The 13,764-nt window shown below is 37.7% G+C and carries 10 protein-coding genes; 4 read left to right on the top strand and 6 right to left on the bottom strand.

The annotated features are described in order from the left end of the window. Positions 1–16: 16 nt before the first annotated feature. The 3 genes from AC5YCI_RS11830 to AC5YCI_RS11820 form a co-directional block, all read right to left on the bottom strand. Positions 17–1,675 carry an AMP-binding protein gene (locus AC5YCI_RS11830; RefSeq protein WP_496130634.1) on the bottom strand — a complete coding sequence of 553 codons (1,659 nt, stop codon included), beginning with the start codon at positions 1,673–1,675 and terminating at the stop codon, positions 17–19. 82 nt (positions 1,676–1,757) lie between these two features. Continuing rightward, a complete protein-coding gene (gene mmsB / locus AC5YCI_RS11825; protein ID WP_496130633.1) occupies positions 1,758–2,654 on the bottom strand; it encodes a 3-hydroxyisobutyrate dehydrogenase in 897 nt (298 codons plus the stop codon). An 11-nt stretch (positions 2,655–2,665) separates the two neighbouring features. Beyond that, on the bottom strand, positions 2,666–4,195 hold the full coding sequence (locus AC5YCI_RS11820) for a CoA-acylating methylmalonate-semialdehyde dehydrogenase (RefSeq protein WP_496175562.1): 1,530 nt from the start codon (positions 4,193–4,195) through the stop codon (positions 2,666–2,668). A 191-nt stretch (positions 4,196–4,386) separates the two neighbouring features. Here AC5YCI_RS11820 and AC5YCI_RS11815 point away from each other — a divergent pair, with 191 nt between their 5' ends. Continuing rightward, a complete protein-coding gene (locus AC5YCI_RS11815; RefSeq protein WP_496175561.1) occupies positions 4,387–5,277 on the top strand; it encodes a LysR family transcriptional regulator in 891 nt (296 codons plus the stop codon). Between the two features lie 807 nt (positions 5,278–6,084). On the opposite strand, the gene repM is transcribed toward AC5YCI_RS11815, so the two are convergent. Then, positions 6,085–7,011 carry a replication initiation protein RepM gene (gene repM / locus AC5YCI_RS11810; RefSeq protein ID WP_496130630.1) on the bottom strand — a complete coding sequence of 309 codons (927 nt, stop codon included), beginning with the start codon at positions 7,009–7,011 and terminating at the stop codon, positions 6,085–6,087. A gap of 949 nt (positions 7,012–7,960) precedes the next feature. Here repM and AC5YCI_RS11805 point away from each other — a divergent pair. The 3 genes from AC5YCI_RS11805 to AC5YCI_RS11795 all read left to right on the top strand — a co-directional run bounded on the left by AC5YCI_RS11805 (position 7,961) and on the right by AC5YCI_RS11795 (position 11,263). Beyond that, positions 7,961–8,794, top strand: a complete 834-nt coding sequence (locus tag AC5YCI_RS11805) for a ParA family protein (RefSeq protein ID WP_496175560.1) — start codon at positions 7,961–7,963, stop codon at positions 8,792–8,794. An 11-nt stretch (positions 8,795–8,805) separates the two neighbouring features. After that, the gene (locus AC5YCI_RS11800; protein ID WP_496175559.1) at positions 8,806–9,879 is read left to right on the top strand and encodes a ParB/RepB/Spo0J family partition protein; all 1,074 of its coding nucleotides are present in this window, start codon (positions 8,806–8,808) and stop codon (positions 9,877–9,879) included. A gap of 184 nt (positions 9,880–10,063) precedes the next feature. After that, a complete protein-coding gene (locus tag AC5YCI_RS11795) occupies positions 10,064–11,263 on the top strand; it encodes an MFS transporter (protein ID WP_496175558.1) in 1,200 nt (399 codons plus the stop codon). A gap of 33 nt (positions 11,264–11,296) precedes the next feature. Here AC5YCI_RS11795 and AC5YCI_RS11790 read toward each other — a convergent pair whose 3' ends face one another. After that, positions 11,297–11,665 carry a hypothetical protein gene (locus AC5YCI_RS11790; RefSeq protein ID WP_496175557.1) on the bottom strand — a complete coding sequence of 123 codons (369 nt, stop codon included), beginning with the start codon at positions 11,663–11,665 and terminating at the stop codon, positions 11,297–11,299. 94 nt (positions 11,666–11,759) lie between these two features. Beyond that, positions 11,760–13,355 (bottom strand): fatty acyl-CoA synthetase, encoded by a 1,596-nt coding sequence (locus AC5YCI_RS11785; protein ID WP_496175556.1) that lies wholly within the window; start codon positions 13,353–13,355, stop codon positions 11,760–11,762. Positions 13,356–13,764: the final 409 nt, after the last annotated feature.

The following is a 13,764-nucleotide window of genomic DNA, read 5'->3' as shown; positions in this document are numbered from 1 at the left end:
TTGTTATATCCTTATATTAGCTCGCCACATTGAGCTGAGTTTTTTGTTTTTCAATTTCTTGGTTACGCAATAAGAAGCGCTGAATTTTACCACTTGGGGTCTTTGGCAATTCTGTCACAAACTCGACCATCCGAGGATAGGCATGCGCCGAAAGTCGTGTTTTCACAAATTGGCTTAAACTTTCGGCTAAATGCTCTGATGCCGCCTCTTGATCGGCTAAAATCACAAATGCTTTGACGATTTCGGTACGTTCAGGATCAGGTACACCAATCACCGCTGCCTCAATCACAGCCTCGTGCTCAAGTAAGGCACTTTCCACATCAAATGGACCAATACGATAGCCCGATGTGGTAATCACATCATCACTACGTCCAACGAAACTCATACTGCCATCGGCATGAATTTCTGCAGTATCGCCGGTTAAATAATAATGCTTTAAAAATGGTGATTTACGACTTTCTTCATAGCCAGAAAACCACATCATAGGTGATTGATTTAAATCTACTGCTAAAATTCCCGGTGTATCCTGAGCTAATTCGTTGCCCTGCTCATCTACCGTGACCACTCGATAACCGGGACTAGCAAAACCCGCTGAACCCGCTTTGACATCATGTGCTAGACCGTGATGGTTACATACCACCATACCCACTTCAGTTTGACCATAATGATCGTAAATTGGGGCATCTAAAACCTGATCGAACCAGCGAATCACTTCTGGATTTAACGGTTCACCTGCACTACTCACGACACGGAATTGACCGCGTAGTTTTTGCATTTGCTTCTGATCCGCGGCCATCATCATGCGATATGCAGTTGGTGCACCCGCTAGGTTGGTGACGTTATAGTCTTTCACAATTTGGCACAGACTATCAATCGTAAAACCGCCTTCATAAAATAATGTTGGCTGACCCAGTAATAATGGCCCGGTAATGCCATAGTACAAACCATATGCCCAACCCGGATCAGCAATATTCCAAAAGCTATCTTGAGGCTGTAAACCAATAGCATTTTTCATATAGCTGCCAAACGCAATTAACGCTTTTAGCGGCACTTTTAACGGTTTAGCTGGACCTGTGGTGCCTGAAGTGAACATCAATAAGAATGGGTCATCAATGCTTAAATGTTCAATTGGACAATCATTGGATTGGCGTTCAACTTCGGCCCAAAAACTATAATCGCCTTGATAGAGTCCAGTACCTTTATCACCAGTGACGGTAATAATACTTGGACAAGTGTCTAGGTCTTTGAGTTTTTCACGATTGACTAAATCAGTAACCACAAATTTACTGTTGGCTAAAGTTACGCGATGCTCAATGGCCTTAGGACCAAAGGCAGTAAATAAAGGCTGATACACTGCACCAATACGCCATGTGGCCAAAATAGTAATGATGAGCTCAGGCGTGCGGGGTAATAAACCCGATACACGATCTCCTTTACTCACACCGTTGGCTTTTAAAAAATTGGCAAATTGTGCTGCACGCTTTTGTAATTCAGTAAAGGTATATTGAATCTTAGTGCCATCTTTACCTTGCCAAAACAAGGCAATACGTCCAGGTAAAGCATGTCGATCACAACATTCAAAACATGCATTTAGGGCATTTAAGTCGCCTGATAAAAATTCTTTTGCAGCCTGATTTAAATCGAAATTGTCTGCAACTTGTTGATAATTTAGCATCCGCTGTACCTCAGTCGATTATTGTTATGTCTTGACATGAAGATCAAAAGGTCGCAGCTCCTTGCGACCTCGTTAAGCCGACCTAAGCCACTGCAGGCTCAGGTAAATAGTGTTGGATAATATTGGAAAAATCGAGATGACCCTGACCTTGATCACAAAGCTGTTGATAGTATTGTTTAACAAACTCACCCAATACTACCGACTGTTCAACCTGCTCAGCAGCTTGCAACGCCAAACCTAAGTCTTTAAGCATCAGTTGTGCAGCGAAACCATCACGATAACCACGTGAGGCTGGCGCATTTGGGCAAATGCCTGGCCATGGATTATAAACTTCTGAACTCCAGCAGCGCCCTGTTGAGCTATTAATCACGCCCGCTAATGCTTGTGGATCAATTCCTAACTGCGCGCCTAAAGCCATACCTTCAGCCACAGCTGCCATCGAAATCCCTAAAATCAGGTTATTACAAATTTTGGCAATTTGCCCTGTGCCTACATCACCACAATGTACGATATTGCTGCCCATCTGTTTAAGGACTGAACTCACAGCAATCAAAGTGTCATGTTCAGCACCCACCATAAAGGTTAAGGTACCAGCTTGAGCACCTAAAGTACCACCTGAAACTGGCGCATCACAGACCAAAATATCACGTGCTTTCGCCACTTGAGCAATTTCTTGAATGGTTTGCGGATCAATGGTGCTACTGTCAATACAATAAGCACCTGGCTTTAACACTGCTAGGATGCCTTTATCACCTAAGTAGACTTCTTGAACATGCTTCGCCGCGGGTAACATGCTAATGACTACATCTGCCTGACGTGCGGCCTCTTGTGGGCTTTGACATACTACTCCACCTGCCTCAGCAAAACATTGTAAAGCCTGTTCACTTAAATCAAACCCATAGACCTTCTGTCCTGCTTTGAGTAGGTTGAGCGCCATGGGTCCCCCCATATTGCCTAAACCGATAAATGCAATGCTCATCTGTTTGCTCCTTAACGTAGGCTAATGGTGGTGTTGACACCAGTACTTGGGGCTTGATCTTCAAACCAACGACTAGTGATGGTTTTGGTTTGCGTGTAGAACTGCACCGCTTGCTTACCGTATGGGCCTAAATCACCCAATTTTGAGCCACGCGAGCCAGTAAAGCTAAAGAATGGTGTTGGTACTGGAATTGGAATATTAATCCCCACTTGACCAATATCAATCACATCTTGGAAACGACGTGCAATGGCGCCACTTTGGGTAAATAAGCCAACACCATTACCAAATGGATTGGCATTAATTAAAGCCACTGCTTCTTCTAGGGTATCTACATGAATAATCGCGAGCACAGGACCAAAGATTTCTTCATTGTAAATACGCATTTTGGTTGTAGCTTGGTCAAAAATGGTTGGTCCGACAAAATTGCCTTGCTCATAACCAACAACTTCAATATCACGACCATCAAGTAGTAATTCTGCGCCTTCCTCTACACCACTTTGAATTAAATCTAAAACACGTTGTTTAGCACGTGGTGAAATCACTGGACCCAGATCTGCATCAGGCTCATGCCCAGCATTGACTTTAAGTGTTTTGGTTTTTTCAACCAGCTCAGCAACCCATTCTTTGGTTTCACCGACCATGATTGCTACAGACAGTGCCATACAACGTTGACCAGCTGCGCCAAATGCAGCACCAACTAGGGCATTCAAAGTTTGCTCTTTATTGGCATCTGGCATAATCACTGCATGGTTTTTCGCACCCATCATGGCTTGTACACGCTTACCATGTTGACCGGCAAGGTTATATACATGCGTTCCCACTGCAGTCGAGCCCACAAATGAAATCGCTTTAATATCTTGATGCGTACACAGTAAATCCACCACTTCTTTACCGCCGTGTACCACGTTCAGTACACCGGCTGGCACACCGGCTTCAATTGCCAGTTCAACCAAGAGCATGGTGGTCAGTGGATCTTGCTCAGACGGTTTTAGGACAAATGTATTGCCGCATACTATTGCCATTGGGAACATCCAAAGCGGAATCATAGCAGGGAAGTTAAACGGGGTAATTCCAGCACAAACACCTAAAGGCTGTTGTAATGTGTAGGTATCAACACCGCGCGCCACGCCATCTAGATATTCACCCATTTGTAGCGTCCCCACAGAACACGCATGCTCAACCACCTCTAAACCACGCTGAATATCACCTTCAGCATCAGCCAGTGTTTTACCTTGTTCCGCGGTTAATACTTGCGCGATAGATTTAGCATTTTGGCGAATTAAATCCTGTAGCTTTAACATAATACGCATACGCGCTTGTACAGGAGTTTGACGCCAAGTGGCAAATGCTGCCTGGGCTGAAGCAATCGCGGCATTCACTTCCTCAATGGTGGCCATCGGTACTTGACCAATTACTTCTTGTGTCGCGGGATTAATAATATCTTGCCAATGTTGAGTTTTAGACTCAACAAACTCACCATTGATGAGTAATTTTGCAGTTGTGGTTTGCTGTCCTTGCAAGTTTTTATAAATTGCGTTCATGTTCGCTCCGTGCATTTTGCCTTATTGTTATCGCGTATCAATTTGCCGTTCAAATTGATTCATCTTGTTGTGCTTTGAAATGACACTAACAAAGATTTTTTTGACCAACAAGATAAATTCATGCACGATAGATGTGCAAAATTGCACAACACCTTGCTATACAATCAAAATAACCAGGAAAAATAACCATTATGAAAGTTGACTGGGATCATTTACGTTTCTTTCTAGTTTTAGCCCGTGCAAAAACGCTCACCAATGCAGCACGTATTATGGGGGTTGAACATACCACTGTGGCAAGACGTATTCAGGCTTTGGAACAAAATTTAGGCAGCACTTTATTTAAACGAGAAGCTCAAGGCTATGAATTGACCCATGAAGGTTTAGAACTCATGCCACGCGTTGAACAAATGGAACAGGCTTTCTTCCAAATTGAACGGGTGAATACCCCCTTACAAGGACGAGTACGTATAGGAACACCAGAAGGATTTGGAACAGCATTTTTAGCTAAACTATTGGCGAGTTTTTCTCAGCATTATCCAAATCTCATCATAGATCTTATTCCTGTATCTAAAACCATAAAATTGTCACATCGCGAAGCTGATATTGTTATTTCTATTGATCGGCCAAAAACCGGACCCTATATCATCACGCGTTTTTCAGATTATTGTCTAAAATTGTACGCAAGTGAGACTTACCTTGATCAGCATGCCAAGATCGAATCTATAGAAGATTTAAAACAGCATCGCTTTGTGAATTATATTAATGACTTAGTGTATAGCTCTGAGCTTTATTGCCTAGAACGTCTACCTGTTGACGTCAGTGCATGCTTACGCAGTAGTAGTATTGTGGCTCAACAAATGGCCGTTTCTGCTGGAGCTGGTTTGGCCATTTTACCGGTATTTATGGCACGTGCTCAGCCTGAGCTCAAACAAGTATTAAGTGACGATATTCAATTTGTGCATACCTTTTGGATGTTAACCTTTGCTGATCTAAAACATGAACCGCGGATCAAATTAGTTTGGGATTTTCTACGTCAAGTCGCACAAGAACACAGAGAAACACTCATGGGACCTATTATATAAAGATAGTTTTTCACTACTTAGACTATTTATAAAGATAGTTTTTCACTACTAAAGTCGTATATTGCTCTATCAAGTCGCACTGCATCACTAAATGCAGCATTATTGTGCATCCAAAATATAATAAAGATAGTTTTTCACTACTAAGACAGTAAAATCATCAGCTATAAAGATAGTTTTTCACTACTCAAATAATGAGCCTTCAATGTCCTAAAGATAGTTTTTCACTACTTCACCGTCTACATTGATTAATTTATATACCAATATACTTTATCAATTCTACAAATATAGTCTGTTTTGAAAATAAAGATAGTTTTTCACTACCTAAACGCATAGATAAGGCTCACGTAACCATATAAAGATAGTTTTTCACTACTTAAAGCTAAAATCTTGTTTATTTATTCAGCTTAACTATTGTTTTTAAATATAAATTTCTATTTAAAGATAGTTTTTCACTACCAAAATCATTCAAATTGATGTGTTTTTCATAAATAAAGATAGTTTTTCACTACTTAACTTTTAAAGAGAAAATAATTCACTATCTATAACTATCTAAATACCTATTTTTAATGATTTATTTAAATATAAAGATAGTTTTTCACTACTTAACAGTTAAATATCTGGATATATTTTTGTTCATTTCCTACATAAAGATAGTTTTTCACTACTGATCTTCTTTAAAATGAAAATTATATAACCATTTGTTTTATATTATTTTATTTATAAAGATAGTTTTTCACTACTTAGGATACAAAAATTAAAAAAAATGCCCAATTCAATAGATTGGGCATAATTAATGAACATTTTAACTTAAGGTATAAAACCAACCCCCATCAATATTTCAAGATTTTGCTCCACCCAGTCAGGGTCCCCCAGCATACTCTTGATACGAATTTGGAACTCTTTACCTGTCTCCCCCATGTTGGCATGTTGACTACCAAATAAGGGATCCTGACTCAACTTAGCACTAAATAAATCAATTTGCGGTTCAGTGAGACTGTAATTAAAGTCACCTAAATCATCCCCTTCAATAATTTGTACGGTTTTAGGATCTTTAGGCTCTAGCTTAAATTGTAAATGAGTAATGGCTTTACCCTGTTTAAACTGCTGATAACTTACAATTAAATCTGTTTGTTCATTAATTTCTTCTAACGCTCTTTCTAACACATTGGTCTTAAATAAACTCATGGTTTTATATTGTTGAGGTTCTATACCTAATTTACTGCGCAAGTCGTCAATTTCATAGCGTTGTGTCATACCACGCATGCGCCATTTCATAATCAGCTCATATAAGCGAATTGAATATTTACTTTTAAAATTACTGACCTGATCAAGATAATAACGCGTAAACTGTTGCTCAAGTCTACTAATCATTTTAATAACGATATCAGTAAAATACAGTACAACTAGACCTTGATCTTTGACATAAGTAATTTTATTCACCCAATTGTCACACGTAACTGCATCAAAACTTTTATAACGATCAATATAACTAAATTCACGTCTTTTTAAGGTTAAAGCCGCATCCCTGAGCGCACTGTAACTTTCCTTCTCATTAATACCAAATTGCTCCATATAAGATTTAGCACTTACCTCAATTGGAGTATTATAAGTGAGCTCATTAAATTCACGTGCCTCAACAATGGCTAACAGCATTAAACGTTGTTCTACAAGGCTCAAATTAAAGCTTGCGTCAATTAAAGAGTTATCCTTAACAACAATTTTTTTAGGTTTCACAGTCATTTCTTTTGGTGCTTATCGGTTTAACCTTAAGCATGCCTAATTCAATAAAGATAGTCAATATATCACCTATTCATTTGTAGTGAAAAACTATCTTTGAAGTAGTGAAAAACTATCTTTGAAGTAGTGAAAAACTATCTTTGAAGTAGTGAAAAACTATCTTTATATCTTCTGAAAGCCTTGCTGGGCTTGGCTTTTAGGCTAGCTTAAAAACATTAAAATAAATTTAAAATAAATTTAAAAAGACTTTATCTGTGGATAACTTTAAAAAACTTTTGTTTACTCGTGTATCAATTACTGAATAAATTATTTAATGAAGTCTAATTTATCCACAACTAGATCTAATTTGAATTTAAATTTCTTTACAACAAAGTCAACTTGAGTTAAGGTTATCCACAGTTTTAAATTTAAAGTGAAAATGAATTTTAATAAGCAAAAAAAATTAAAAAATTATTTCTAAATCAAAGGCATGCAATATTTAATAAACTGAAAACTGAAAACTGAAAACTGAAAACTGAAAACTGAAAACTGAAAACTGAAAACTGAAAACTGAAAACTGAAAACTGAAAACTGAAAACTGAAAACTGAAAACTGAAAACTGAAAACTGAAAACTTTTCCATCATAAACTTCTAAACTTCTAAACTTCTAAACTTCTAAACTTCTAAACTTCTAAACTTCTAAACTTCTAAACTTCTAAACTTCTCTTATCTCTTATCTCTTATCTCTTATCTCTTATCTCTTATCTCTTATCTCTTATCTCTTATCTCTTATAATTAATCTATTTAAAGTCATAATTAAGATGGTAAGTATTTTTTTCAAATTTCGCTCCGAAACGATTTGGAAAAAATAAACAATCGCATATTAATTTTTCTAAATTTATTGCTTTTTTTAAAAAAAATACTTAGATTCATCACAGCACAAAAATATAGACTTTAGGTATTATTCATGAATGGAAATCCAGCATTGAAAACTGCGATTGCACAAAATAAAGGCGGTGTAGGTAAAACTACAATTACAGTCAATGTTGCAGTTGCTTTAGCTACACGAGGTTATCAAGTTCTTGTTGTTGATTTAGATGCGCAATGTAATGCCACCAATCATATTAGTATAATACCGGCAGTAGAACTTTCTTATTCAGTAGCGGATTTTTTTGATGACTATAAAAGATTCGATCCTAGTCTTGCAATTTTAACAGGTGAGCAGACACGTTTTGCAAACATTAGTTTATTACCAAGTTCAAAGCGTATTGGTGATGCAGCTAGAAATCTGCAACGTAATAGTCCAATTCCCAATGAAATTTTATCGCGCATTTTAGGTCGTATTGAATCTGAGTATGATTTTATCTTAATAGACTGTCCTCCTGAGATAGAGACCCTGACTTTTAACGCGCTTGTTGCTGTGAATAATTTTATTTTGCCAGCACAAGGTCAGTATTCTATTGAAGGTTTTGAAAAAATATTAGATGCAATGGACAGTCTTGATCGCATTAATCCTGAGCTTAAGATTTTATGTCCAGTTCTTAATTTTTTTAAAAAGAATCAACTTGCTGACAAAAATATGAAAGAGCAACTTGAGGAAGAGTTTACAACTGTTGTATTAGAGAATCGAGTTATTCATTCTGAAATTATATTAATTCCCCAATCTGCTGTTTTTGAGCAGGCAGCGATCACAAAGATGTCAATTTATGATTTAGCACCTTCTAAATCACCTGCTGTAGACGCAATTGACCGTATTGTTGATCTATTAGAGCAACAGTACCAACAACAAACAGCGGCTTAAGGTAGCAAAACATGTCTAAGTTTAATCAATTGCTCAACAAGCAAAAACAGGAAAAAAAGACACAAGTCGAGCAGCCAGAGCAGAAGTTGGCTCAAGATACTGGTGAGGAATATTTATCTCCTGTACAACGTCGTGCGCAAACAGGTAATCAATATGGTGTTGCTTTAAAACGTCTTAGTGTAGATTTAATTGATCCTTCACCTTATCAACCACGTTTAGTCGCAGCTTTAGATCTAAATGAGTTGCAAGAGTTAGCAGATAATATTCGTCAGCATGGACAGATTAACCCTATTGTTGTTCGACCTAAAAACGGTCGTTATGAGCTCATTGGCGGTGAAAGACGTTTACAAGCTGTACGCGATATATTAAAACTCAAAGATATTGATTGCTTAATCAAAGATGTAAGTGACGAAAAGGCAGCCTTAACCGCTTTGGTTGATAATATTAACCGCGCTGATTTATCTGACTATGAAATTGCGCATGCACTGTCTAACAGTTGTGAGCGTTTTGGTTACCCGATTGATAATGTCGAATTTATGACTGAGAAGTTTAATATCTCTCGTAACAAATACTATCGCTTGATTAGTTTATTTGACTTACCAGATTTCATTCGTAAGGATCTCACAACAACGCCTGAGGCTTTAAGTGGTTCAGGTGCAAGCTTACTTAAAACAGCACTGAATAAAAGTAGTGAACAACTTGGTCAGAAAATAGCTTTAGAATTATTAGAGGCAGCATGGAGACAATACTTTGATGCAGAGTTTGTACAAACTAAAAAACGTAATACGCAATTTATTAGACAGTTTGAGCAGCAATCACAAAATCTGTTCATGCAGCACCATCCACAGTTAAATATAACCGATGAGAATGCTGAGCAAGAACAAATCGTGCTACAACAAGAGAGCATGACTAAAATTAAACCACAGCAAGAAAGCCTGTTAAACGCATCAGGTAAAAAATTTGGTTCCTTAAAATGCTCAGAAAGTTTAAAAGGCAAGACAGTCGTTTCAATTCGTATGAGCGTGCAAGACTTAGATGAAACCAAATTAGAGAAAATTAAGCAGTTTTTACAGCAATTGGCTTAATTTACAAATTTCGCAGCGAAACTTAAAAAAACACCTATGTAGGTGTTTTTTTATTAAGTCACTATTCATAAGTTACATCATTTAATTCAATTTAAAATATTAGATAGTTAAGCTATTGTCAGCGTATGATACAACTACTCTCAAATTTACTCAGTCTGTACTTCTTAGCTTCACGGAAGATTCTATGTCTATATCTCAATCTGCAACTGTACATAAGCCAGAAAAGATGGTGGTCTCAATGGTTGCAGCAGTGGCAGTTGCACATTTACTTAATGATCTAATACAGGCTGTCTTACCTGCAATTTATCCTATGTTAAAAGCTGAATTCCAATTAACTTTTGCTCAAATTGGGTTAATCGCTTTGGTATATCAGATTACTGCCTCTTTATTACAACCTTTGGTCGGCTTGTATACCGATCGACATCCTTTACCTTATTTATTGCCTATAGGTATGGGAATTACTCTTGTAGGGATAGGTGGTTTAGCTGTTGCACATCATTTTTATATGTTGCTGGGCTTCGCAATGATGATTGGCATAGGATCATCCACATTTCACCCTGAGGCCTCACGTGTGGCTCGTATGGCTTCAGGAGGACGATTTGGTACTGCTCAGTCAGCATTTCAAGTAGGCGGCAATAGCGGCTCTGCTATTGGACCTCTACTTGCTGCTTTAATTATTGTACCCAATGGACAAAGTGCCATAGCCTGGTTTATGGGATTTGCTTTATTAGCCATTTTTGTATTAAGCCATGTCAGCCGTTGGTTAGTTTTACAAGCCAAAAAAGTTAACAAAAGCCCAGTTATTCAAAAGCAAGGTTTACAGGGTGCTCGTTTATATCGTGCCTTGGCTGTCATTGCTATTTTGATGTTAGTAAAATTTACTTATATCGCCAGCATGAGCAATTACTATACCTTCTATTTGATTGAACGCTTCCAACTTAGTTTGGCTCAAGCACAAGTCTACCTATTCGCATTTTTAGCTGCTGTAGCTTTAGGTACGTTTGTTGGTGGTCCAATTGGCGATAAAATTGGTCGTAAAGCGGTTATTTGGAGTTCTTTCTTGGGTATTATTCCATTTGCGCTTTGTCTGCCTTATGTCAGCCTCACTGCCACAATTATTTTTACTATATTTATTGGTTTAATTATTTCATCTGCTTTTTCTGCAATGGTTGTGTATGCACAGGAGGCTGTACCAGGACGTGTAGGCTTAATTTCAGGTCTGATGTTTGGTGTCATGTTTGGTATTGGTGGGATCGCTGCAGCAGCTTTAGGTGTGCTCGCAGACCGATATGGAATCATTTGGGTTTATCAAGTCTGTGCATTTTTACCGTTATTTGGACTGATGACTGTATTCTTGCCGAGTAGTCGTTATCCCTCTAATTAAAAAAATTCAAGGCCTACATGAGTAGGCCTGTGATTAGACACATTGGATATTTAACTGTTTCTGATAATAATCCAAAGTAAACTGCATTTCTTCGAGTAATTGAGCTTGACTGGTATCTTTAGGATTTAAAGCCAATAGAGCCGGTATATATTCGTTTTGATAAACTTTGGGAAAATCTTGGCACAATACTTGTTGGCGATTTGATGGAGAAATTTCAGGATTCTCGATCTGATCAATCAATGTAGTAATTTTATCATCTGCATTTTGAAAATTATCTGCTAAGGTATTAGAATCAGCATTGATTTGATGCGTATCTGAAGCTTGAGATGAAGGCTCATTTTTTTCACATCCCGCAGCGAAACTTATAAAAATAGCCAGACTAAATAAGATACTGTGTTTCATTAGCTTATCATCATGATGTTAATATTTCTTATGATAACCAAAAGCGCAATGAAATGAAGCCATATCATGCGCAGTGGCTGAATTATATAATAATTTAAGCAATACGATTCTGATTATAATAATCTTGATATTGCTGACGTAGTTGACGTTTTAAAATTTTACCGCTTGCATTTTTAGGCAGTTCTTGAACAACATGAATAGACTTTGGCATTTTATAGGTTGATAGATGCTGTTTACAGTGCGTGAACAACGCCTCTAATTCAAAATCATACTGATCTTTTAAAACTACAACTGCAGTTACCGCTTCAATCCAGTGAGGATGCGCTATTCCAAAGACAGCGACTTCTCTAATTCCTTCAAAACGATAAATCACTTCCTCGACTTCGAGAGTAGATACGTTTTCACCGCCCGTTTTCACCATATCTTTGATACGATCGACAATATATAAATGTCCCGAAGAATCAAAATAACCTAAATCACCACTATGGAACCAACCATGTAAAAAAGCTTCAGCAGTTTTCTGCTCCTGGTTTGCATAGCCTAAAGTTAAATGTGGACTTTTATGTACAATCTCACCTATCTCACCTGTTGACAAAATTTGACCATCTTCAGCCATAATTGCTGTTTCCACGTGGAACACGGGGCGACCCACTGACGTTGGATAATCATAATGATCTTCAGGATAAAGTACAGTTGCGACAGGTGCCATTTCAGTTTGGCCGTAAAATTGCCAAAAACGAATATGCGGAAGTTTTTCAAGTAGGCTGCTAATGACACTTTTAGGCATCGAAGAAGCCCCATAGTACGCTTTTTGTAGGGGGGTTAAATCAACATGTTTAAAAGCAGGGGCATTGAGCAAGGCAATCCATGCGGTAGGTGGACAAAATAATTTAGTAATTTTTTCTTTTACGATTAAATCTAGAACACGATTGGCATCAAAACCACGTAAAATATAGCTGGTTGCCCCTAAATAAAGATCAACATTTAAAAAGGCATCAAATTGTGCGCAGTGATAGAGTGGAAAAGCATGAATTTCACGATCATTTGCCGACATTTCACCTTCTAAGATCGCACTCATATATTGCCACATTAGGGCTTCACTATTAAGTAATACACCTTTAGGCAAAGATTCAGTGCCACTGGTATACATTATGCGTATTGGTTCATAGGCATTTAAGGCTTGTGGAGCTAAAGCTGGTAAAGGTTGCTCAAAGCATACTGCTAGATCTTGCCATTTAGGCAAAGTAGGGGCGTGATTTAAGTTAATGTGATAAAAATGCTGTAGTTGATGCTGGCATTGTTGCATGGCAGCGTCTACAGTTGCCGTCAATTGATCTTCTGCAAAAATAATTTTAGTCTGGCTGTTTTCTAAAATATAGGCTAATTCCTTGCTGTTGAGCATAAAGTTAACAGGTACAGTAATAATACCTAAACGCGCTGCAGCAAAATGGATGACAGGGAATTGCCAGCAATTATGACTGAGCAACAACAAGCGGTCAGATTTTTGCAAGCCAATCTGTGCGAGGTAAGCGGCCAGCTGTTCTACTTTTTGATAAAAATCAAGATAAGACAACTGTATATCGCCATCTACTAAAGCCAATTTATTAGGATGGCGTTTGGCACTGCGTTTAGGAATATCGCTCAGATGATAGTCGCGGGCGTGTTGTACTAATTCAGTCAATTCTGACATGATTTTTCTTCCTTATTTTTATTGTCCTTAGGCCCGCAGTTTGCGGTATTTTTATACTGTTTGATGTTTAGATTAGATAGAAAAGCAGATTTTGTATAGTATTTGATGATGAGTGTTGTGTAATTGCAGAATGATTAAATGTAATAATTAAAAATTCCGCGCTGAAACTTAGAAAATTGAATGAGCTTTAGATACGTAAATTTTTTTTGAACTGATAAAAGTAACATGAGGATGTTTAATCGTTACTACAGCACATAAAAATTGAGCTCATGGGTTGAGATTCTGACTGACAGCGTTACTTTTCTATGCTCTCAATAGTTCAAGCTAGAATGTCTATCAGGTGTAGAATATGACCAAAATAATTTACATTGAAATTTGTGCTGCAAGGCTGAGAGCATCAAGCTCGATT

It is taken from the genome of Acinetobacter sp. CY17 (assembly GCF_059515825.1).
The sequence above is the reverse complement of the archived record's forward strand: the minus strand, read 5'-3'. Positions and strand labels throughout refer to the sequence as shown.

Bases quoted from the DNA above. Each gene is read 5' to 3' on its own strand.
- AC5YCI_RS11785 (WP_496175556.1), bottom strand. From the start codon at position 13,355: ATGTCAGAATTGACTGAATTAGTACAACACGCCCGCGACTATCATCTG.
- AC5YCI_RS11815 (WP_496175561.1), top strand. From the start codon at position 4,387: ATGAAAGTTGACTGGGATCATTTACGTTTCTTTCTAGTTTTAGCCCGT.
- AC5YCI_RS11820 (WP_496175562.1), bottom strand. From the start codon at position 4,195: ATGAACGCAATTTATAAAAACTTGCAAGGACAGCAAACCACAACTGCA.
- AC5YCI_RS11830 (WP_496130634.1), bottom strand. From the start codon at position 1,675: ATGCTAAATTATCAACAAGTTGCAGACAATTTCGATTTAAATCAGGCT.
- AC5YCI_RS11795 (WP_496175558.1), top strand. From the start codon at position 10,064: ATGTCTATATCTCAATCTGCAACTGTACATAAGCCAGAAAAGATGGTG.
- AC5YCI_RS11790 (WP_496175557.1), bottom strand. From the start codon at position 11,665: ATGAAACACAGTATCTTATTTAGTCTGGCTATTTTTATAAGTTTCGCT.
- AC5YCI_RS11805 (WP_496175560.1), top strand. From the start codon at position 7,961: ATGAATGGAAATCCAGCATTGAAAACTGCGATTGCACAAAATAAAGGC.
- AC5YCI_RS11800 (WP_496175559.1), top strand. From the start codon at position 8,806: ATGTCTAAGTTTAATCAATTGCTCAACAAGCAAAAACAGGAAAAAAAG.
- mmsB (WP_496130633.1), bottom strand. From the start codon at position 2,654: ATGAGCATTGCATTTATCGGTTTAGGCAATATGGGGGGACCCATGGCG.